Below are 22,636 nucleotides of genomic sequence, written 5' to 3'. Positions count from 1 at the left end.
GTTTTTTATATTTTAGCTCCCGACTGTTAGTCCTTGATAAACTTTTTATTCATCCCAACTAATTTGTATAATTTGCATATCTTTGTATTTAGCACCCGTGAATAAAATTTCGTTATCTGAATTCACTTCAAAACCAATAGGTCGAAAGTCCACGTGTATATCTTGTATAGTTTGATCGTGTAAATTTAGTCTAGCGACTCTAGAAATAGAATCTGAATAATAGAAATAGTCTTTGCTAACTCCATACGCAACTGACTTTTTGGCGTTTTTAGGTAATTCCCAGCTTTGCCTATCTGAAAGGCGAATTAACTGATTATCATTGGTTACGTACCCGTTACCTTTACTATCTGAAATGAGTTTATTAGCTTTTATACCTTCTATTACACGTGTATCACGTGTTACTAAATTAAATTCTGCCAATATATTTTTTGAACCAAGTCGCTTAACATAAATAATGCTGTCGTTATTTTTTGACCAAATATAGCTTACTATTTTATGCTTATTAAATTCTTCAAATGGATAAAATTTTTGAGCGTTTACGTCATAAAGTGAAAAACCTTTATTTTTCATGAATATCATGCGTTGCTTATTAGGAGAGGCTCTTAGTCCTCCTAATACAAAAGTTGATGAGCCATCATCGTAATTAAAAAAGCTAAGTTGCTTTGTAAGACCATTTTGAGAGAGCCACAATTGACTGCTGCCAGAACGCTCTGATACAAAAACATGTGCTGTCCCTTCCTTATTAATTATTTCAGCAATGTTGTACTCGTCTTTATCACTTTTATAAAGTGCTTCATACTCAGGATTATCACCAAAAGGGTCTGTAGCTTTAATAAGCGAGTATGCCTGTGTCATATTTTCCGAGTAAAATAGGCTGTTATCAGAGTGAACTGCAATATAATAAGGTGAAATTGCTGGGGTAACCGTTAGTGTGCGTTTAATAATATTATTTTCATCAAACACAATGGTTGAAAGCTCAGAGTCTTCAAAAACAATCACGCCTTTATCGTCTGCAAGCCAATCAAACGCGAAGCTAATTATGCTTTTCTTTGCTTTAAATAACCGCTTGGTTTCATGGGTCTCAAAGTTGTAGCTAAATACAGAAAAAGGCTTACCCTTTTGACTAAGTACATATGCTATTTTACTACCAGAATGAGATAAACGAGGCATGATTACGCCATACATGACGCCTGGTGGTGGGATCACTATGAATTCTTTTTTAAGTTCTAAATCATATTTATATAAACCTGAACCCTCATGCTCATTTTTATATTCGGTGTAATAAATATGCTCACCACTTTCGTCTACTTGCGCATAACCTGTGTATCTAAGGTCGCACTTTTTAATTAAAGTAGCCTCTCCTATAACAGGAAACTGGCTTAAATCAACGAGAACCATTTCACACTTTTGCTGCTTTAAGTTGGTCGCTTGTAACAACACAGAGTGCTGATTTAACTGCCACGATAAAATAGATACTTGAAAGCCAGGATAGGTAATTTCAACTTCCCTTTGATCAGAAAGCCGCTTTACAAATGCATGCATTATGTCATTTTCAGGTTCAACATTTGTATAAGCTAAATATTGTTTATCTGAGGACATCTCAGGGTGAACCTCACTGCCTATATTCCACGTGCTTGCTACCTTATTAACCGTGATCTGTTTAATCTTTTCGCTAGAAGGTGCATTAATAAAAAACAACCCAAACCATACTAAAAAGCACAGGCAAATAATGACGAGTAAAGAATAAATCAAAAACTTTTTACTATTCTTTCTTTGAACTGGTTGAGAAGTAGTTGCAGTAGCTATCTCTTCATTTTTGGCAGAAATACCCGGTGAGTCAGGCAAAATGTTTGCAGACTCTTTGGAAACGTTTGCTTGCGTTAAACGCTCAGGTATTACTGTTAGGCTATATCCTTTACGGTAATGCGTTTTTAAAAGCGGCGCTTTTTCAATTGGGTGGGCAAGCTGCTTTCTTAACTCTGAGATTGCACGGTTAATCGCATTATCATCAACAAAGCTCTGTTGCCATACACTCTCAATAAGCTCTTGGCGGGAAACGATTTGTTGAGGCTTGTCTATGAAGTGGAGTAATAACTTTACTAAAAGTGGATCTAATTCCCTTTCTAAATGGTTTGAAGTAATCACACAGCGATTACTAATAAATTGCCAAGGTCCGATTTGATAATTCATAGTCTTTACGTATTTTTATTTTTATAAACCGTATCACATCTACACTTCATTTTATAGAAAAAGCATTTTAAACCTTATATTAGCATTATAAGGTTTAAAGATAACATACTAAATTTAAACAATTATTTAGCTTTAAAACCTTATCTATTAATTGCTCATAACTAGATAAGCGACTCTTAATAAATTCAGCGATATTCTTTAAACCGTCATCAACAAGCAGCTTAGTAAAAAATCATTTGTGATTCTAAATTGGCTGCAGCAAAAAATATAAAAGGTTTAATTATGAACAGCACAATGAAAAAAGTACTACCGGCTTTACTACTAGCAACTGCTTTTAATACTACTTCAGTTATTGCAGCTGACGCTAAACAACACACCGTTCAAAGTAATTTTGAGCAATACATGATTGGTGAAAGTATAGAGGCGATTAACCCTGTTAATCAAAAGCTGCAAAAAGCAAACAAAATAGACGCTTCTGAGTCTTTAAAAAGTAATATTGATACGCAAACGTTACTTTCTTTAATGGATGAAAAAATATCAGCTGAGCTTGACTCTTCAATGAGCAAAATAAACACGCAAATTGATAAAAGCCTTTCAAAGGTAACATCGTCAATCACTACATATTTCAGCAATGTGTTATCGAACTAAAAACAATAAAATTAAAAGTTATATTAAGGAATTATCATGAAAAAATTCACAAAAAAATTAGTATCTGCCAGCGTATTACTTAGCTGTAGCTTTTTAGCAAATACAGCACAGGCTCAAAGCTCTGTATGGCAAGTAAGTAATGGCAATGACTCACTATTTATTGGCGGTACAGTTCACATACTACCTAAAGCTGAAATGCCACTGCCCGCTGAGTTTAACCATGCTTATGAACAAGCAGATACAATTATTTTAGAAGCACCGTTACCTGACCCAGCCAACACCAATGCACAAATGCAAATGCAAATGTTAGGCGCGCTATCGTATAAAAATAACGAAACGTTAAGTCAAAAGCTAGAACCCCAGATTAAAGCTTCACTTGAAAATAAGCTTAGCGAGTTTGGCGCTAACCTAGCTAAGTTAGATGGTTATCGCCCTGCTATGGTTAGTATTGTTTTAATGTCGATGGAGCTTCAAAAACAAAATATAATGGGTGAAGGGGTTGATGCTTACTTTACTAAAAAAGCGACTGAAGATAACAAAACAAAAAATTACTTAGAAACAATGGAATTTCAGTTAGAGCTTTTTAAAACAATGGGTCAAGGCAACGAAAACGATTTCATTAAACGTAACTTAGCCGAGCTTCACAACTATAGCGATATGTTTAAAGGGCTTTTAGCTGCATGGCGCAAAGGTGATACAGACACCCTAAATAAAGTGGCACTTGAAGATATGCAGAAAAATGATCCGAATAGCTATAAACAGCTTATTACAGATAGAAATAATGATTGGTTACCAAAAGTAGAAGCCATGTTTAATAACGATAAAAATGAGTTTGTACTTGTTGGAGTTACCCATCTTGCAGGACAAGATAGTTTACTCACATTACTTGAAAACAAAGGCTATAGCGTTACTTTAGTCAGTGTTGATAGCACGGCAGATATAACAGTAAGAGGGGCTGAATAATGGATAAAACAGACAAACTAGCTATATCGCTACTGTTTCTATTTGGGTCTATCATGTTGATATGTGCTATATAAAAAATGCCGCTAACAAGCGGCTATTTTTTTATTTTAATAAACTTACCCGCGAGGTATAAAACCAAGTGCATCGTAAACTGATTTCAATGTTTTCTCAGCACGTACACTTGCTTTTTCAGCACCTGATTTCATTATGCTATCAAGTAGATTTTGATCATCTCTGATCTCTTTAAAGCGTGCTTGAATTGGCTCAATCATGTTGACAACTGCATCTGCTGTATCTTTTTTCAGGTGGCCATACATTTTATCTTCATACTCAGGCACTAGGTCTTCAATTGAACGTTTAGTTGCAACACTCAATAAAGTAAGCAAGTTTGATACGCCAGACTTTTCTGTGCGATCAAAATAAATACGTGCTTGTTCATCTGAATCAGTTACTGCTTTTTTAAGCTTTTTCACAATTTGCTTAGGCTCATCTAATAACATGATGTAACCATTTGGGTTTTCGTCAGACTTAGACATCTTTTTAAGTGGATCTTGCAAGCTCATTACGCGTGCACCAAACTGTGGAATGTACGGTTCTGGTAATTTAAATACGTCGCCATATAAATTATTAAAGCGTGTGGCTATATCGCGAGTCAGCTCTAAATGCTGCTTTTGGTCATCCCCTACTGGTACTTGATCAGCTTGGTATAATAAAATATCCGCAGCCTGTAATACCGGATATGAAAATAAGCCCACGTTTACGTTATTTGCATGCTTAGATGACTTGTCTTTAAACTGAGTCATTCGATTAAGCTCACCCATTTGCGCGTAACAATTTAATACCCATGCTAACTGTGCGTGCTCAGGTACTTGTGATTGTACAAATAACGCAGATTTTTCAGGATCAATGCCACATGCCGCGTAAAGAGCAATACCATCTAACACGCGAGAGCGCAGTAATTCAGGCTCTTGGCGAACAGTAATAGCGTGTAAGTCTACTAACATAAAGAAACTTTCGTGGTCTTCCTGTAACTTTAGCCACTGGTTAATAGCGCCAACATAGTTGCCTATTGTCATACCACCGGTTGGCTGAATGCCGCTTAAAACTACTGGTTTACTCATGATTTTCCTTTATTTTGCTTAATGAATAATATTTAACGCTGCGTTAGAACAGGTATTATATCTAAGAAGTTATCGCATAGGTACTGTGGATTGTAATCCTTAAGATTTTCACCTTGGTTATAGCCATAACTAAGTGCAATTACGTCTATATTAGCGGCTTTAGCTGCAAGTATATCGCTTTTAGAATCACCTATCATTATGGCTTTATTAGGCTCCGCATTTAGTTTTTTGCAGGCAAATAGCAATGGTTCTGGCGACGGTTTTTTTGCCATGTCGTCACCGCATACAATCACATCAAAATGACTCGTTAGTGCCAGTTTATCGAGTAGTTTCTCTGTAAAAATTCGAGACTTATTAGTGATTAGTGCTTTTGGCATACCACGAAGTGCTGCAAGCCCAGTTTCCACGTTTTGGTACAGCACACTATACTCACCAACTTGTTGTTCATAGTGCTTATAAAACCGTGATATTGCTTTATCACTAAGTGACTCGTCTAAATGTTCACTCACTTGCATATCGCCACTCAAAGCACGCTTAACGAGTACTTCTATGCCATTACCTACCCAGCTTTCAACTAAGCGTTGGCTAACGATAGGAAAAGCGAGGTCACTCAAGGTTAGGTTAATAGCAATATACAAGTCGTAAACGCTATCAACCAAAGTACCATCTAAATCAAATAAGGCGACGTCGTACTTCATTATTTTACACTTCCAAGCTGCTCACGCATTTGATCAATCACCACTTTGTAATCAGGTTGGTTGAAAATAGCGGAGCCTGCCACAAACATATCTGCACCCGCTCGAGCCGCTGCTGCAATATTATCGACTTTAATGCCACCATCAACCTCTAAGCGAATATCTCGACCCGATTCAATAATGCGTTGCTTAGCTTGGCGTAATTTTTCAAGCGTATGAGGGATAAAGCTTTGCCCGCCAAACCCAGGGTTTACCGACATTAGTAAAATGGTATCTAGCTTATCAATAACATGATCTAAGTAACTTAGACTCGTTGCAGGGTTAAACACTAAGCCTGCTTTACAGCCATGATCTTTAATTAACTGTATTGTACGATCAACGTGTTCACTGGCTTCTGGATGAAAAGTAATAATTGATGCGCCAGCCTCTGCAAACAGTGGAATAAGACTATCTACAGGTTTTACCATTAAATGTACGTCGATAGGTGCTGTTATACCGTAATCTCTGAGTGCTTTACACACCATTGGGCCAATTGTGAGATTAGGTACATAGTGATTATCCATCACATCAAAATGAACCACGTCAGCACCCGCATCGAGTACTTTATCAACATCTTCGCCTAGTTTTGCAAAATCAGCAGACAAAATAGAAGGGGCAATTAAATATTTTTGCTCTGGGTTAAACATGATTAACTCCATCAATAAATAGTGTATTGCGTTAATGTAACTTAATTAATGAAGTTACCCAAGAACGGATAAAAGATAATGATGGATCCCTAAAATTAAAAAGAATAGTTAAGTTATTATTTTTAATAATTATTCACTATTATCTTAAATATTTAAGTTTGTTATTTAACCAACCTTTGGTATGATTAAAAAAGTAACAAATAATTAGGCCTACATATGCGAGCTTTTAAAACAGGGATATTAATTGCATCGGCATTATTGTTTATTGGGGCGTTTAGTTTCTCTCCAAATTCTGAGCCAGAAATTAGCTCAGTAAATAATTGCCATTATCAAAATCTATCTGTGGTTTCTAAAAATACTGCAGAAGTGTGTATTAAGATAGAAGAGGATTCATCTTGGGTTTCGTGGATTACTGGTGATAGTAGAAGTGCGCAGTTTCATTATTTAGATTTATTAGAACTACTTACCAGCTCAGATGATTCGAAAAAAGCGCCATCTTTAAATCCTCTATTTTAATATAATGCTGCAATTTTTTAGCGCGTTACAAAGTGTGCTAGCAGCATTTTTTGGCGTTCAATCAGAAAGCAAACGCAATTCAGACTTCAAAAAACACTCTCCATATTCAATAATTATAATTGCGATTGTGCTTTTTATAGTTTTTGTATTTTCGATTTACGCGATTGTTGCTTTAGTGGTAAATACATAGCCATTAACTCATCTACTTTATTACGAGAACCGCCTTTAGGGCTAATAGTCCGCTTTACTTGAATTTGATCCAATGATGCCTGGCTATAAATCTTTCGTGTCCATACTGTATCGTGGTTAGATATAAGTACTGGTGTATTATTTTCAAATGCTGCCCGCTCTGCCAAATTAGCTAAGTTAGCCTGATCATCTAAATTAAAGCCACCCTTTGCATAAGAGGTGAATGATGCAGTTTTACTTAAGGGTACATATGGCGGGTCGCAATAGATAACTGCATTCTCGGGTACCAATTTAAATACATCATCGTAATCTAAACAGGTGAAAGTTGCTTGCTGAGCTTTCGCGGCAAAAAAATACATTTCTTTTTCAGGAAAATAAGGCTTTTTATATTTACCGAAAGGCACATTAAAAATACCTTTTAAGTTGTATCTACACAACCCGTTATAACCATAACGGTTCATGTACAAAAATAACATTGATCGCTCATATACATCGCGGCTTTGATTAAACTGTACACGATACTCATAGTAAGCGTCAGGATGGTTATTCAAATCAACAAATAGCTTTTTTGCATCACTAATAAACTCATCTGGTGAATTTCTTAGTTCTTTGTATAAGTTTATTAAATCTGCATTTATATCATTAAGAATATAATGTTTAAAATTACTATTTAAAAACACCGATCCAGCACCAACAAAAGGTTCAACCAAAGTGTCTGCTTGCTTGCTTGCTTGGTTTAGTCGCGCGTTAATATCATCAACGAGGCTGTATTTTCCGCCAGCCCATTTAAGGAAGGCTCTACTCTTTTGCTGCATTGGCTCTTTACTTCAATCTGGTGTTACGCGATTTTACACTAAAGCGATTTAATTTACTGATCAACTAGTGCTATTTCTTGTTTTATTTTGCTAATTTTTTTATAAAAAGGTTTATTTTTTAAAATGTCAGAAGGCAATGTTTTCATTGCCAATTTTGCATCCTCTAAAATCGCAAAATTACCAAACGTAACTACCCACCAAATTTTGTTGTTTCTTTTAGTTTGATAAGTATAGGCCTCACCTTCCAGTTCATATTTAGTCATAAACTCAATACTAATTTGCTGCTGTGTTACGGCTAATAACTGAATTACAATGTGGTGAGTAGGCTGTTGTAAGTACCAATTCTTTTCAACATCTGATTGTTCATTCTTCACTTGCGGTTTAGGTGGCTCTTCAGCTATTTTTATATTTGTAGCTAACCGTTCCGTTTCTACGCTCGCTTTTTTTAAGCTTTGCATAATTGCGGGCACATCATTCTGGTGCTCTTTAAGCTTCGTCTCGTTTATTACATCTGGAAGTATTTGGGGGATAGGCGCTTCATTAGGAGACATGAGTCGATGACTTACTTCACTCACTGGAATGGCTAACGTTAGCAACTCAGGTTGCTCCTGCTGATGATATTGCTGCCACCATTGCGTCATATTTGATTTATACAATAAACCTATAATTAAGAACATTATTATCAACAGTAAAGTTAATAAGTGTAATCGCCACGATACTTTATCTTTGACTGTAAAATCTGCCACATGTTCAGTGGGTTGCCATGCCAACAATAAGCTAGGATTCCCTCGAGCTTCAGACAAAAAAGTCTGGAAAACAGGATCCTCGTCATAAGGAAGAGCAGTGAAGTACCAACTCATAAGCTGCTTACTTTCTCGTAGACTTAAAGGCTCTAAATAAATTTCAACAACATCATTAAAAAACAGTTTTGATTGTGAAGCGACCATAATATACAAGGTACTTGGACTCATTTTAGCCAATGACTCAAGCTCAATGAGTATTTCTTCTGAGAGATGTCTACCACCGTCAAGCACCCACAAACAAGGCCCACATGTTTGCTGTTGAAGCAATTGATAATAGTTTTCAGATAAGCTTAAGTTATGATCCACCAAAGGAGCATTAAAGCTTTGTTCTAATAACTGACTCATAAGCTGAGTATCAGTCATTTTTCCTGTTACTTGTACAAAAGCTTTATTGAAGTCATTATATTTATCGGTAATGAAGGTTTCGAGCATATAACTTTTACCTAGCCCTGATGTGCCAAGTAAAACGATAAGGTTTTGCCCGTATTCAAATTGCAATGCGATTCTATCCACCAAAGCCGCACGGCTTGGTAAAATTTGTGACTGCATTTATTGCTCGATTAAGGCTCGAACTTGGTCGTCAGATACATCATCAACTAATGCGCATTGACCAAATTGGGTTGGTAAAATAAACCGAATTGTACCTTTTTTATTCTTTTTGTCTTTACGCATATGCGTTAAAAACTGCTCGCTTGTCATTTCTGTAGGTATTTTAGTTGGTAAGTTATATTGCGTAATAACATCAATAATACGTGCCACTTCATCAGCACCCAAGTCTTTGCGTGTATGAGCAAGTTGTGCGGCAAGCACCATTCCTGTTGCAACAGCTTCACCATGTAGCCAAATACCGTAACCCATTTGCGCTTCAATCGCATGGGCAAATGTATGACCCAGATTCAAAAGTGCCCTAAGGCCTTGCTCTTTTTCATCTTGAGCAACAATTAAAGCTTTAATTTCACAACATCTAAAAATAATATGCTGTAAACACGCTTCATTTAATTGCTGTAAGTCTTTTACGTTTTTTTCTAAATAACTAAATAATTCAGTATCATAAATCAATCCATATTTTATAACCTCAGCCATACCGGCAGCAAACTCTCTTGCTGGTAGCGTATGCAAAGATTTGGTATCAATAAAAACCGCTTGTGGCTGATAAAATGCCCCAATCATATTTTTACCTAAAGGATGATTTACAGCTGTTTTACCACCAACTGATGAGTCTACTTGCGATAACAATGTGGTTGGTATTTGAATAAATGGCACACCGCGTTGGTAACATGCAGCTACAAACCCAGTTAAGTCACCTATAACACCACCACCTAATGCAATTAAGCACGTATCACGACCGCAGTTATTTTGGAGTAAAAAAGCAGATATTTTTTCAAACCATTCTAGTGATTTGTATTGCTCACCGTCAGGTATGACAAAAGAGAGTGGTTTTAGCTCAGCTAACGAATCAAGTAGCCCTTGTAGATATAAAGGTGCAACTGTGTCATTAGTAATGATGATAGGCCGACAATCACCAATGTAGTGAATTAGGCGGCCATTATCTTGAAGTGCAGATTGACCAATATATATAGGATAACTTCGCTCGTCCAAATTAACAGTTAATTCAAGCATGCTCAGTCTTCCTTTATTATTGGTTTTTAAAAATCTAATTTCTCGATGATTTGGTTAGCAACAACTTTAGCGCTTTGCTCATCAGTGCGTACAACAAAATCAGCCACTTCTTTATATAACGGTTCGCGTTCTTCTGCTAAGCGCTCTAGTACATCACGAGGTGCTTCTTCAGTTTGCAGCAATGGGCGACGCTTGTCGCGTTGTGTGCGTGCAACTTGCTTTTCTATAGGTGTCTCTAGGTATACTACTATACCGCGAGCAGAAAGCTTGTTTCGAACTTCTTTACTCATTACTGAACCACCACCAGTTGCAAGTACAATACCTTGCATCTCAGTTAAGTCGCCAATAACAGATTCTTCACGAAGTCTAAAGCCTTCTTCACCTTCAAGATCAAACACCCAGGCAATATCTGCACCGGTACGGCGTTCGATTTCTTGATCAGAATCAACAAATTCAAGGTGTAATTGATCGGCAATGTGACGACCAATTGTGCTTTTTCCAGCCCCCATGGGGCCAATTAGAAATATATTACGTTTCTCAGCCATATCTTTTAGTACAAACGAACTCTAAAATTTGAAATAAAACCCCGCCTAACGACCTGGCCCCAAAATTAAGGAGGGGATTATCTCAGTAATTGCTGGGGTATTTCAAGTCAATTAGAATAAAAAGCCATATAACGAGCAATTAATCTGAATAATCGCCCATTGGTTAACAAAAATACGCCTAATTTTAGTCTATTTGTATTTTTGGTGTTACAAAAATAAGTAATTCTCTCTTTTCGTTAAACTCACTTGTACTCTTAAACAGCCTTCCTAAGTACGGAATATCACCAAGTAGAGGTACTTTTTTAGTCGAATTTATGATTTGCTGCTGAAAAATACCGCCGAGCACGATTGTTTGCCCATTTTCCACTAGCACTTGTGTCTGAATTTGCTGAGTATCAATTGCAACAGCTGGCCCAGTTCCTGTTTGAACTGTATCTCCTCGCGTATCTTGAGTAATAATTAAATCCAAAATAACTTTATTATCAGGAGTTATATGAGGGGTTACTTGTAAACTCAGTACTGCTTTTTTAAAGCTAACCGTTGTCGCACCACTAGAAGCTGACTCAACATAAGGTATTTCAGTACCTTGCTCTATTCGTGCTTGTTGTTGGTTTGCAGTAGTAATACGAGGGCTCGCAATAATCTCACCTTTGTTTTCTTCCTCAAGAGCTGTTAACTCTAAATCAATCAAAGTACCGTTAGCTAACTTGGCGATATGCATGCCGATACTTGCTGATGGGTTTGTCACGGGTAAATTCACGTTTAAACGATCAGAGATATCAGGAATGATACCATTTGATATTGTATTAGCGCCTTCAAGTGTACCTGATATGCCATCACTGCCCTGCTGGTCGCTAAACCCCCAGCGCACACCTAAATCTTCGGTTACATTATCACGTACGGTTACCATACGTGATTCGATTACAACCTGTCTAACCGCTATATCAAGTGTTTCGACCATGCGTCGCACGCTCTCAATACTTTTGGCCGTATCTTTGAGTAATAATGTATTAGTACGCTTATCAACAGATACGCTACCACGTTGAGTGATAATACTATTTGTATCTGTTTTTAATAAATCAGCAAACTCTTCTGCTTTTGCGTAGTTTAAACGAATGTATTCACTGTAAAGCGGCTCTAAGTTTTCTACGTTCTGCTTTGCTTGTAAATCTTTAGCTTCACGTGCTGCAAGCTCTTCTGATGGGGCAACCATCAAAATAGAACCATCCATACGCTTGTCTAAGCCTTTAATTTTAAGTACAACATCAAGCGCCTGATCCCAAGGCACGCCATCTAAGCGTAATGTAATATTGCCTGTCACCGAGTCACTAGTGACTAAATTAAAGTCATTATAGCCCGCTATGATTTGTAACACTGCACGAACAGAAATATCTTGAAAATTTAATGTCATTAGGCGGCCTTGGTAATCTTTACCGCCATCTAAATATGCATTTTGCGTTTCGTCTTTTTCCACCGTTAAAGTAAGAATATTATCTATTTGTTGGTAGGTAAAAGTAAAAGCGGCATTTGGTTCAATAACAACGCGGCTTAATCCATCTTCTTTAAAAGTTTCAATGCTGCTTACTACGGTGCCAAAATCGAGCACATCTAACTCATACAGTAAGTCATCTAAAATATCTGTATGATGAAAATCAGCAATAATTTTACCACCACTTTCATGCACTTCTATTGCGGCTTGCGTATCTTGTAAGAACACCAGTATTTTTGCCTCGCCCTTCTCCCCCCGACGAAAGTCAATAGACTGAATCCGATTGATATAATTTCCAGACACTGCATCAGAGCTAGTTGCTTCATCATCAACGTCTTGCTCTGTTAATGGGTTATCAGAAACACGTAAAGACACTAAATTATTATTAACTTCCGTCTCATAGATTTTCAAACGAGTAAGATTTATTGTTACTTTTAATCCCTTATCAGTAAGTACATTAGTAACATTATTAATGCCAGCTTGGTTTACCTGTACATTTTCAAGACCTTGCTCTAATTGTGCCGAATCAAACATCATTTCAATTCGTGCCGGGCTATTAAATACTTGTATTTTTGGTTCTTGCGTTAACTTTTCATCAAATACCAGCTGCAACTCGGTTTCACCCTTGAGTAATGGGTTATAACGAATATCATAGAGCAACGGCGCTGCAATAGCTGAATTGGCTATAACCAGAGCTAAAGTTGCAAATAGAGCTCGTTGAATACGGTTGTGCCAAAGTACACCCTTATGCATTTTGTTCTTACCTTTTTTGTTATTAACCTGCGCCATTGGTTGCCGCCTCTAACATTTCTAATTTAGTCAGGCGCTCTTTCCAACAACCAGACCCATCTGGGATTAATTCTATTAACTCAATATAATCATTATTTACTGATTGTACTTTGCCATCATAGCTACCTAAATAATTACCGACTGTAATACGATGTAAAGTATCGTCTGTAGCTGTAATGAGCGCCCAAGCTTGTCCACTTGATCCGATTGTTCCTTTCATAGATAAATTATCCAGTGGGTATTTTTCTAAGGTTTCACGTTGGCGTTCAGGATCCGGATGTAAACAATTTTTAACTTGAGTTAATTTGTTTTGGATTATTTCAGGCTGCGGGGCCACAAAAGGACTCCTTAGCTGCCCAGCGTTATATTCAAAATGCTCGAACTTTGTTAATTCAGGAATTGCTTCAACTCTAGCAGTCGTACTCGCTTTAACTTGATCTATAAACTCTTTTTGTTCTGAGGTATCGTCGTTACAACCACTTAGCAGGAGAGCAACTATAGGAATAAAGGAAAAATGCTTCACTTTACCTCCCCTTCTTCATAGCGATAAGTTTTTGCCACCACACTAAATGTTAACTGCTTTTCGCCTGAGGATGAAATAGAAAAGTCATGTAAGCTCACAATACGCGGCAATTGAGCCACTTTTCCCACAAATTCACCAAACTCATGATAAGTACCTACAACCTCTATTTTAATAGGTAGCTCAGTATAAAATTCTTTTTCAACTTCTGGCAGCCAGCCAATCTTTAAAAAAGTTAAACCACTTGTAGTTCCCACATAAGATAAATCATCTAACAAACCAGGGGTTTCATTTGAGGTAGGTAAACGCTTTAATAATTGAGAAAATTTCTCCTCCATTTTAAGCATTTGTTCACGATAAATATCAAGCCTGCTGGCTACAGCATATTTGGTACGATAAGTTGTCCGTAATTCAACTTCTTTTGTAACCGCATTATGGTAACTATCAATTTCATCAGATACCAATAAGCTATAACTAAAAAACAGCACTAAAGCAGCAACAAATGTAGCGCAAATAACCTTAACAGCAATTGGCCATTCGCCAATATTATCAAGTTCAATCTCATTCCAATCAATATCACTAAACGCTTTTAAATCAAGGTTCATTTGGAACCTCACCAATTTTATCAAATGGTTTAACGTAAAACTCCATATTGAAATCACTAAGTAAACGAGAAGATTGATTGCCAGCAACAATGCCTTGCATTGTTGGGCGCTCTAATAAATATGAGTTTTGTACTTCTCTAAGCATGTTGGAGAGGCGGTTATTTGATTCACTGCGCCCTAATACATGAATTCTATTGCCTCGACGTTCTAACTTAGTTAAATAAACACCAGCGGGGACTATTTTAGCAACTTCATCCATTATTTGAGTGCCTAAGTTACGACTGCTCTGTAATTCTTCAATTAGATGCATACGTTGTTGTAAGTTTTCTTTCCTATAATCTAAATCTCTAATATCACTAATTTTCTTATCTAATAGACTAATTTCTGAACTGAGGTAGTTATTTTTTAAATTCTGTCCATCCTTTAAAGCAGTATAGAACGAGTTCAATACATACATACTTGCAAAACAAACAATAACAACAGCAATTAAAATAGTAACAAATTTCTTTTTTGACTCTTCGCGTTGCAATTCACGCCAAGGTAATAAATTTATATGTGGCATGATGAAAAATTCCTTAATGCCAGTCCTGTCGCAATAGCAAACTGTGTTCTATGGCGTTGCATTACATTACGGTCTACCTTGGGAGAAATTTCCATATTCGTAAACGGTTCTACAACAATGGAGTGGATACCAAGTTCTTCTATTAATAAACGATCTAGCCCATTTATCATGGCAGTTCCACCGGTTAGAACAATATAATCAATTTGGTCTTTACCGCTGGTAGTCAAAAACATCTGTACCGCTCGACGTACTTGTTGAAGTAATGATGTTTGAAAAGGAGCAAGTACTTCAAAAGTGTAATTTGGCGGAAGATCACCCGATGTTTTTCCAATTTCAGCTTCATCGAACCCTTTATTATAGTAAGCAACAATACTATTGGTATATTGATCGCCGCCAAAAACTTGATCGCGGGTATATATTGTTTCACCGGCTTGTACAACACTCACCAACATCAACACAGCACCAATATCAACTACAGCAACACACTTATTAAAGGCATCGCTTGGTAACTGCTTGTAATAAACATCCATCGAACGGCTCAATGCATAGCTTTCTACATCAACAACTTTCGCTTCTAAATTTGCAACTTCTAAAGCGCCAACTCGCGCTTCGACACTTTCTGTGCGGGCTGCAGAAAGTAACACATTCATTTTACTTGGATCGGCTTCATTTGTTGATAATTTTTCAAAATCTAAGCTAACTTCATCAAGGGGGTATGGAATAAGGCTATCAGCCTCAATTTCAATTTGTGATTCAAGTTCAGCGTCAGTTAATGACACATCCATAAAAATAACTTTAGTAATAACTGTTTGGCCAGAGACGGCTACAGCAGCAGATTTTAGTGATTTTGGTAACTTTCTTTTTAATTTTGATATTACATTACCAATTGCTTCAATATCTTGAATAATACGTTCGCTCATTGCGCCCTTAGGCATTGGTTCAATCGCTAATGCTTCAAGACGAAATCCAGTTTCAATTTCACTTAAAAGTACCGCCTTGATAGAGTGCGATCCAATATCAATTCCTACCATCATTTTTGACGGCTTTTGAAATAGTTGACTTAGCATGTTTGAAACTTGGCCTTTGTTTTAATAATAAACAAGTTATAATTTTTATCTTAAAAAATATTATTCATTTTTTAATCAATATATACTAGCAGTCTCCATACATAATTGGGAGTCCATTTAGGGAAATATAAGTGATTTTATTAAAACGAACTTTACAATTTTTTATCATTTGCACATTACTTGGGCTGATTACTTTAATCAGTCTTTATTACTACGTTAAACCTGATATTCCAAGTGTGCAAGTTTTAAAAGATGTGCAATTACAAACTCCTATGCAAGTATTCACTAAAGATGGCCTTCTGATCAATCAATTTGGTGAAAAAAGACGGATCCCCGTAACGATTGACGAAATACCAAAACCTTTAATAAATGCATTTTTAGCAACTGAAGATAATCGTTTTTATGACCATGTGGGAATAGACCCTATTGGTATTGTTCGTTCTGCATTGGTTTTGATTTCAACAGGCGAAAAAAAGCAAGGTGCAAGTACAATAACAATGCAGCTAGCTCGAAACTTCTTCTTAACTCGTGAAAAAGCTTATATTCGTAAAGTTAAAGAAATTTTTATAGCGCTTCATATAGAAAATTTACTAACGAAAGACGAAATTCTTGAACTCTATTTAAACAAAATAGAACTAGGTAACCGTGCTTTTGGTATTGGCGCTGCTGCACAGGTATATTACGGAAAAGAATTAAAAGATCTTACACTTGCCCAAATGGCGATGATTGCCGGCTTACCCAAAGCGCCATCAGCCTTAAACCCGATCCGTAACCCAACTCGCGCAAAATCTCGTCGCAATGTTGTTCTTGGCCGCATGTTAACAGAAAACTACATAACACAAACACAATACAACGATGCCATCAGGCAACCTATTACAGCTTATTTTCACGGTGCAGAAATTGATCTGTATGCTCCTTATATTTCTGAAATGGTGCGTGCAGAAATGGTGGCACGTTACGGAATCGATAAAGCCTATAACTCAGGTTATAAAATATTTACTACTGTTGAGTCACAAGTTCAAAAAGCGGCACAAACAGCACTCATCAATAATTTACACAATTATGATATGCGCCATGGTTATAGAGGCTCTGTTAAAACGTTGTGGGATCCAGAAACACAGCCTGTATTTAGCAAGTCTCAAATACTCAGTGAGCTAAAATCTGTAAATGAGTTTGGCCAATTAAAAGCGGCCGTTGTAATCGCAGTGAATGACAAAACAGCTGATGTATTACTTAAAAGTGGCGAGCAAACCACACTAACTTGGGATAACCTAAAGTGGGCTCGTAAATACATCACGCGTTATCGTCAAGGCTTTGCACCTAAAGCAACTAATGAAATACTCGCACCCGGCGAACAAATTTGGTTACGTAAAAATACCGACGGTAGCTATTTACTTAGCCAAATTCCTGAACCATCTAGTGCCATCGTTTCTCTTGACCCACAAAATGGGCGCATTAAAGCGATTGTGGGTGGTTATAGTTTCGAACAAAGTCAATATAACCGAGCAGTACAAGCTAAGCGCCAAGTAGGCTCTAATATAAAACCTTTTATTTACTCTGCTGCACTGGAAAAAGGCTACACCTTAGCCTCAATATTAAACGATGCACCAATTAACCAATGGGATAAAAGCCAAGGTGTTGCATGGCGACCAAAAAACAGCCCCGCTGTTTATAATGGACCTATTCGTATTCGTCGTGCTTTAGCACAATCTAAAAACGTTATTTCGGTGCGCTTGTTACGCGGAGTTGGCCTACAGCGTACGGCAGAGCACCTACTAAAATTTGGCTTCAAAAATTCAGATATTAATCGCAGTGAATCACTTGCGCTTGGTAGCGCTTCTATTACGCCGCTTGAACTTGCACGCGGTATGAGTGCTTTTGCAAATGGCGGGCATTTAATAGAACCCTACTTCATTTCTGAAATTCAAGATGCTTATGGTGACGTGTTATTTAAAACAAATCCAACAGAAGCTTGTGACGATAGCGATAGTACGTTAAGCGTATTGAACAACGATGTAACAATGCAGAATTTCGAAACTGAAAAGCAACAAGAAAAAAAATGCGCACCACGGATTATCTCTAAACAGAATGCATTTTTAATTGCTGATGCAATGCATAGTGGTATTTGGGGCGGTGGTAGTTGGGCACATAAAACAGGCTGGAGCGGAACAGGCTGGCGTGCTCAAGCATTAAAGAGACGTGATCTCTCAGGTAAAACAGGCACGACTAATGACTCAGTAGATACTTGGTTTAGTGGCTTTAATCGTAATGTACTAACGTCTGTATGGGTTGGGTTTGATAACCCCGGTAACTCGCTAGGCCGCTCAACATATAATAACAACCTTGATAGCAGTCAAATCTCAGGGGCAGAGTCAGGGGCTAAAACGGCGCAACCAGCATGGATTGAGTTTATGAAAGTGGCACTTGAAGATGCACCAGAAGCGCCTATAGAACCACCCGAAGACTTAGTATCTATTCGTATTGATTTAGCAACAGGTTTACTGAGCCACAAAAACGATTACACAAGCCGCTTTGAATATTTTGACAAAGGTACAGCCCCAACTAAGTATGTACTTTCCCAACCTACCGATATATTTGAGGAAGATACAAAAACAGAAGAAGAGCTATTTTAAATAGCGTTAAATAAAAACGGCAGCCACTTTAGGCTGCCGTAATGCTACCTTAAATTTTGGACCAGCCAATACAAATCAGAATGTACACCCGCTGCAGTGACCTCTTTACCAGCACCAGGGCCTTGGATAACGAGCGCGTTATCGCTATACCACTTACTATTTATAACAAAAATATTATCTCCTGGCGTTAAACTAGCCAAAACATCACTTTGTAATACATACGCGATACCGACTTTCGCTATTACTTCATTTTCTGCGATTTCGAGCAAGCCTGTATAACGAAGCACCGAATTTTGTGCCTTAGCTCTCTTTGCATGCTCTTGAATAAAGCTATCTAACTGGGATTTTTTACTTAAAAAATCATCCCAACTCCCTTGCGCAAGCTCATCAGGCATCAATGCCGAAAGACTAATATCCTCAAGATTTAATTCAACCCCCAACTCTCTGGCTAAAATAAGCAATTTTCGCTGCATATCACGCCCAGATAAATCCTCGCGAGGATCGGGCTCCGTAAAACCCATTTTTTGCGCTTCGAGCACTAAATCTGAAAATATAATCGAACCATCATACTTACTACACAACCACGATAACGTCCCAGAAAATACGCCCTCAATACGTGTTATTTTATCGCCACTATTTTGTAAATCAGCAAGCGCAAAATTAATAGGTAAACCAGCCCCCACACTGGTGTTATAACGCCAATGTAAGTTGCGTTCAGAGATACTTGTACGTAGTGCTTTATACCAATTAGTAGGAGCTGTACCTGCATACTTATTAGCACTTATTAAATGACAATCCATTTCTACAAAATCAGGATATAACCGGCTAAACTTTTCACTCGCTGTTATATCTACAATCACTTTATGTTCGTAATCAAGTTCATCAATTGCATTTAATAATGTTTGGTTTTGATAATCAGACGCTTCAAGTTGAAACTGGGTTTTCCATTGCGATACACCAATCCCATTAGGATTAAAAAGCATTTTTTGAGAGCGCACTAAGCCAACAAGCTTAATACTAAAGTCATCTGATAAGCGCTCAACTTGAGTAGATAACTGTTCAATAAACACCTCACCTACATTACCAAGTCCAGCGACTATTAAAGCAATTTCCTGCCCTTTGTTAATCAGCTTATCGTGTAATATGCTAAGTATATCGCTATCAATCACTTGATCAGTAAGTAATAAAATATAGCCGCTATCTTGGTGTGCAAATCGTGGTTCAATCGCATGTGCATTTAATAAATTAATCGCCAATAAGTGCAATTTACTAATATCTTGCTCTGGCGCTATCACAGCACACCCGTGTAAGCTCGATTCGTTAATATTAGCTCGACCTTCAAAATAGCTAATAACCTGATGCGTCGAAATAGCTGGCACAACTAAGTACGTCTCACCATTTTGACTAAAGTGATGCAAGCTATGCTGAATAAGCTGACTCACATGCGCAATATCTCCTTCACTTAAGTTTTCAACTATTAATAAATCAATATTTTGTAACGTTGTTATAAAGCGCTTTTGTTTGGCACTACCTTCTTTAACGATGTCAGTAGAGCTAGCTTGTGCATCAAAACTACTTCGTACTGATAATTTTATATCCGTATTTTTAAGAGGAGATAATGTTTTAGCATGCAATACGGGGTTACCTAGCCGTGCTAATAAATTGGCCTGTCCACGACACACCTTCGCGTATTTAATCGCTTTACTAACTTTACGAGGGTCGGTACTAAATACACCTTGTGTATCAGTCCAAATACAGACTTGTTTTGCATGACAATAATTAGCGAGTAAGGTCGCACTATAATCACTTCCATTACGACCAAGCGTTACAGTATCCCCTGCTGTATTAGCTGCAATAAATCCAGTTACAACGTTAATTTTATTATGCGCAATTAAGTTTGCGCACTGTTGAGTATTTTGTTCATGTAATAACTGCCCATCATTTAATGTAAATAAAGCACGCGCATCGTGAACACACGCATCAACATTAAGCTCCTGCAGGTAAGCAGCGAGTACGCGTGCTGACCATAACTCTCCATGAGCAAGCAATTGGGCTTCTTGTAGCTGCCCTGTTTGCGCTAACAGCGTTATTGTTGATAGCTCTTCATTCAATATTTTTAGAGCGTTACGCTTTGTATTAGCTTGTAATAACTGCTCTATTAAATCTATTTGATGATTATTTAACTGTAATAAAATATCAGTAATTACATGTGTATCTTGCTGCTGGTAACTTTGCCATAACTTAACTAGTGTATCGGTTGTTTTCCCAGCTGCTGATACCACAACGCAATCACCAGGTTGTGTGTGCTCTAATATAATACCCGCAACACTTTTGTAACGCTGCGCTGAACTTAAACTCGAACCGCCAAATTTATGTATATTTTTAGTCATGTTCGTTACCAAAGCGCGGGGTAAGCGGCACTTAACTTAGCATCACCGCTCGATGTTCCCGCACCTTTAGTTAATCGATTTGTATTGTTTTTTCTGCCAGGTTTTACAAGTGTAAATACACGTTCAAGATCTGCTAATAAATCTTCAATGTCTTCTATTCCGACAGAAACACGAATAAGCGTATCACCAACGCCGGCTTCTAAGCGCGCTGTTGCATCCATCCCTGCATGCGTCATGGTCGCAGGGTGGCATATTAAGCTCTCAACGCCGCCTAGCGACTCAGCTAAACTAAAGTTATGTAGACTAGTTAAAAAAGCCGCAGCATCGTTTATGTCGCCTTTAATATCAAAGCTAACCATGCCACCAAAACCAAGCTGCTGTGCTTTCGCTAATTCATGTTGGGGGTGCGACTCAAGCCCAGGGTAATAAACTTGGCTAACGAACTCAGATTCTTCGAGATACTTAGCTATTGCTAATGCATTTTCTTGATGCTGCCTTAATCGCACATTTAAAGTACGTAAACCACGAAGCGTTAAATAGCTATCAAAAGGTGCCCCTGTGATACCAATGTTATTAGCCCACCAAGCAAGCTCGTCACCGATCTCTTGTGTTGCAGCAATAACAGCACCGCCCACTACATCTGAGTGTCCGTTAATATATTTAGTGGTTGAATGCACCACAATATCTACACCAAACTTAATCGGATTTTGTAAAGCAGGCGATAAAAATGTATTGTCAGCGGCCACCAGTGCGCCACACTGCTTAGCAATATCAGTAACCGCTTTAATATCAGTTAAACGTAGTACAGGGTTACTTGGTGTTTCAATCCAAATGAGTTTTGGTTTAATTACTAATATTTTTTGAAGACTTTCTGGTTTTGTTAAATCTAAAACCTCAAGCTTTAGCAAGCCACGCTTTTGCAGGGACGTAAATAAACGGTAGCTTCCACCGTAGCAGTCGTGTGGGATCACTAACGTGTCATCGTAATTAAGCAGCTGAGTTGCTAAATGTACAGCCGCCATGCCTGTGGCTGTAATTATGCCGCGTACTCCCCCTTCGAGCTCAGCAAGGGTCTCAGCTAAGATATCGCGGTTAGGATTACCGCTGCGGCCATAATCATATTGGCGTTTAGTATCAAAATCGGCAAACGAATAAGTAGTCGATAAATAGATTGGCGCGACCACTGCACCGTGGTGTTTATCGGCTTCAACGCCACTACGGACCGCAATGGTTGCTTTGTTTTTTTCGCTCATATTCGTCACCTGATTAATTTGGATGTTTAGACGTCTAAAAGAGTAGTTTATTCAATTTGAGATGTCAAAACATTTAAACAGCTAGATGGCCAAACAACTAGTATTTGACTATCTTTTTTAAATCGATAGAATTTCACGCATATTCACACGCATTTTAGCGCATGTGAGCAATTAATAATCTGAGGCAACGATACATCTTATGGCTAAATGGAATGGTGAGTATATTCACCCATACGCAGAACACGGGAAAAAATCAGAACAAGTTAAGAAGATCACCGTTTCGATCCCACTGAATGTATTAAAGGTATTAACTGACGAACGTACTCGTCGTCAAATTAATAACCTGCGTCACGCAACAAACAGTGAGCTGCTATGTGAAGCGTTTTTACATGCATTTACAGGCCAACCTTTACCTAATGACGATGACTTACGTAAAGATAACGCTGAAAAAGTACCAGAAGAAGTGAAAAAAATAATGCAAGAAATGGGGTTAGAAGTCCCTGTTTTAGATGACGAATAAATAGATAAAGTAAAATA

At 37.7% G+C, this 22,636-nt stretch carries 21 protein-coding genes; 6 read left to right on the top strand and 15 right to left on the bottom strand.

Annotated elements, in window-relative coordinates; translation table 11 throughout:
• Nucleotides 1–45 precede the first annotated feature (45 nt).
• The gene (locus P20495_RS11270) at nt 46–2,190 is read right to left on the bottom strand and encodes a transcriptional regulator (protein WP_008135918.1); all 2,145 of its coding nucleotides are present in this window, start codon (nt 2,188–2,190) and stop codon (nt 46–48) included.
• A 282-nt stretch (nt 2,191–2,472) separates the two neighbouring features.
• Here P20495_RS11270 and P20495_RS11275 point away from each other — a divergent pair, with 282 nt between their 5' ends.
• Complete coding sequence (locus tag P20495_RS11275; RefSeq protein ID WP_008135916.1) at nt 2,473–2,838, top strand: hypothetical protein; 366 nt, start codon at nt 2,473–2,475, stop codon at nt 2,836–2,838.
• A 36-nt stretch (nt 2,839–2,874) separates the two neighbouring features.
• On the top strand, nt 2,875–3,801 hold the full coding sequence (locus P20495_RS11280; RefSeq protein ID WP_008135914.1) for a TraB/GumN family protein: 927 nt from the start codon (nt 2,875–2,877) through the stop codon (nt 3,799–3,801).
• A gap of 116 nt (nt 3,802–3,917) precedes the next feature.
• Here the strand turns inward: P20495_RS11280 and trpS are convergent, their stop codons facing one another.
• From trpS to rpe, 3 genes are read right to left on the bottom strand one after another with little or no spacing between them, the layout of a single operon-like run.
• A complete protein-coding gene (trpS, locus tag P20495_RS11285) occupies nt 3,918–4,922 on the bottom strand; it encodes a tryptophan--tRNA ligase (RefSeq protein WP_008135912.1) in 1,005 nt (334 codons plus the stop codon).
• A 32-nt stretch (nt 4,923–4,954) separates the two neighbouring features.
• Entirely contained in the window at nt 4,955–5,620 is a 666-nt protein-coding gene (locus tag P20495_RS11290) for a phosphoglycolate phosphatase (RefSeq protein WP_008135910.1), read from the bottom strand.
• Nucleotides 5,620–6,303 (bottom strand): ribulose-phosphate 3-epimerase, encoded by a 684-nt coding sequence (gene rpe, locus P20495_RS11295; protein ID WP_008135908.1) that lies wholly within the window; start codon nt 6,301–6,303, stop codon nt 5,620–5,622. Before rpe ends, P20495_RS11290 begins: the two co-directional genes overlap by 1 nt.
• 216 nt (nt 6,304–6,519) lie before the next feature.
• Here rpe and P20495_RS11300 point away from each other — a divergent pair, with 216 nt between their 5' ends.
• Together P20495_RS11300 and P20495_RS21550 are read left to right on the top strand one after the other, a co-directional pair.
• A complete protein-coding gene (locus P20495_RS11300; RefSeq protein WP_007378665.1) occupies nt 6,520–6,819 on the top strand; it encodes a hypothetical protein in 300 nt (99 codons plus the stop codon).
• Between the two features lie 4 nt (nt 6,820–6,823).
• Nucleotides 6,824–7,009 (top strand): DUF2970 domain-containing protein, encoded by a 186-nt coding sequence (locus P20495_RS21550; protein WP_081824543.1) that lies wholly within the window; start codon nt 6,824–6,826, stop codon nt 7,007–7,009.
• Here P20495_RS21550 and P20495_RS11305 read toward each other — a convergent pair.
• From P20495_RS11305 to P20495_RS11340, 9 genes are all read right to left on the bottom strand, one after another.
• Nucleotides 6,954–7,823 (bottom strand): Dam family site-specific DNA-(adenine-N6)-methyltransferase, encoded by an 870-nt coding sequence (locus P20495_RS11305; RefSeq protein WP_008135905.1) that lies wholly within the window; start codon nt 7,821–7,823, stop codon nt 6,954–6,956. The two genes, P20495_RS21550 and P20495_RS11305, sit on opposite strands and share 56 nt — an antisense overlap.
• Nucleotides 7,824–7,876: 53 nt before the next feature.
• Complete coding sequence (locus tag P20495_RS11310) at nt 7,877–9,175, bottom strand: AAA family ATPase (RefSeq protein ID WP_008135903.1); 1,299 nt, start codon at nt 9,173–9,175, stop codon at nt 7,877–7,879.
• Nucleotides 9,176–10,246, bottom strand: a complete 1,071-nt coding sequence (gene aroB, locus P20495_RS11315) for a 3-dehydroquinate synthase (protein WP_008135901.1) — start codon at nt 10,244–10,246, stop codon at nt 9,176–9,178.
• Nucleotides 10,247–10,272: 26 nt separating this feature from the next.
• The gene (aroK, locus tag P20495_RS11320) at nt 10,273–10,791 is read right to left on the bottom strand and encodes a shikimate kinase AroK (RefSeq protein ID WP_006793103.1); all 519 of its coding nucleotides are present in this window, start codon (nt 10,789–10,791) and stop codon (nt 10,273–10,275) included.
• Between the two features lie 184 nt (nt 10,792–10,975).
• Nucleotides 10,976–13,069 (bottom strand): type IV pilus secretin PilQ, encoded by a 2,094-nt coding sequence (locus P20495_RS11325; RefSeq protein ID WP_033015621.1) that lies wholly within the window; start codon nt 13,067–13,069, stop codon nt 10,976–10,978.
• Nucleotides 13,056–13,592 carry a pilus assembly protein PilP gene (locus P20495_RS20485; protein WP_007378658.1) on the bottom strand — a complete coding sequence of 179 codons (537 nt, stop codon included), beginning with the start codon at nt 13,590–13,592 and terminating at the stop codon, nt 13,056–13,058. Before P20495_RS20485 ends, P20495_RS11325 begins: the two co-directional genes overlap by 14 nt.
• Nucleotides 13,589–14,194 carry a type 4a pilus biogenesis protein PilO gene (locus tag P20495_RS11330; RefSeq protein WP_007378657.1) on the bottom strand — a complete coding sequence of 202 codons (606 nt, stop codon included), beginning with the start codon at nt 14,192–14,194 and terminating at the stop codon, nt 13,589–13,591. Before P20495_RS11330 ends, P20495_RS20485 begins: the two co-directional genes overlap by 4 nt.
• Complete coding sequence (locus tag P20495_RS11335) at nt 14,184–14,756, bottom strand: PilN domain-containing protein (RefSeq protein WP_007378656.1); 573 nt, start codon at nt 14,754–14,756, stop codon at nt 14,184–14,186. Before P20495_RS11335 ends, P20495_RS11330 begins: the two co-directional genes overlap by 11 nt.
• A complete protein-coding gene (locus P20495_RS11340) occupies nt 14,744–15,823 on the bottom strand; it encodes a pilus assembly protein PilM (RefSeq protein ID WP_007378655.1) in 1,080 nt (359 codons plus the stop codon). Before P20495_RS11340 ends, P20495_RS11335 begins: the two co-directional genes overlap by 13 nt.
• Before the next feature lie 131 nt (nt 15,824–15,954).
• Here P20495_RS11340 and P20495_RS11345 point away from each other — a divergent pair, with 131 nt between their 5' ends.
• Nucleotides 15,955–18,456: a penicillin-binding protein 1A gene (locus P20495_RS11345; protein WP_008135893.1), complete on the top strand. Its 2,502-nt coding sequence runs from the start codon at nt 15,955–15,957 to the stop codon at nt 18,454–18,456.
• Between the two features lie 44 nt (nt 18,457–18,500).
• Here P20495_RS11345 and metL read toward each other — a convergent pair whose 3' ends face one another.
• On the bottom strand, nt 18,501–20,846 hold the full coding sequence (gene metL, locus P20495_RS11350) for a bifunctional aspartate kinase/homoserine dehydrogenase II (RefSeq protein ID WP_008135892.1): 2,346 nt from the start codon (nt 20,844–20,846) through the stop codon (nt 18,501–18,503).
• A 5-nt stretch (nt 20,847–20,851) separates the two neighbouring features.
• Nucleotides 20,852–22,099 carry a cystathionine gamma-synthase gene (gene metB / locus P20495_RS11355; protein WP_008135890.1) on the bottom strand — a complete coding sequence of 416 codons (1,248 nt, stop codon included), beginning with the start codon at nt 22,097–22,099 and terminating at the stop codon, nt 20,852–20,854.
• 199 nt (nt 22,100–22,298) lie between these two features.
• On the opposite strand from metB, the gene metJ reads away from it, so the two are divergent.
• Nucleotides 22,299–22,619 (top strand): met regulon transcriptional regulator MetJ, encoded by a 321-nt coding sequence (gene metJ / locus P20495_RS11360; protein WP_007378651.1) that lies wholly within the window; start codon nt 22,299–22,301, stop codon nt 22,617–22,619.
• Nucleotides 22,620–22,636 lie beyond the last annotated feature (17 nt).

Origin of the sequence: Pseudoalteromonas sp. BSi20495, assembly GCF_000241185.1 — a bacterium.
Lineage (GTDB): Bacteria > Pseudomonadota > Gammaproteobacteria > Enterobacterales > Alteromonadaceae > Pseudoalteromonas > Pseudoalteromonas fuliginea.
Note: the sequence above shows the minus strand (reverse complement) of the source record. Positions and strands in the feature narration are given on the sequence as shown.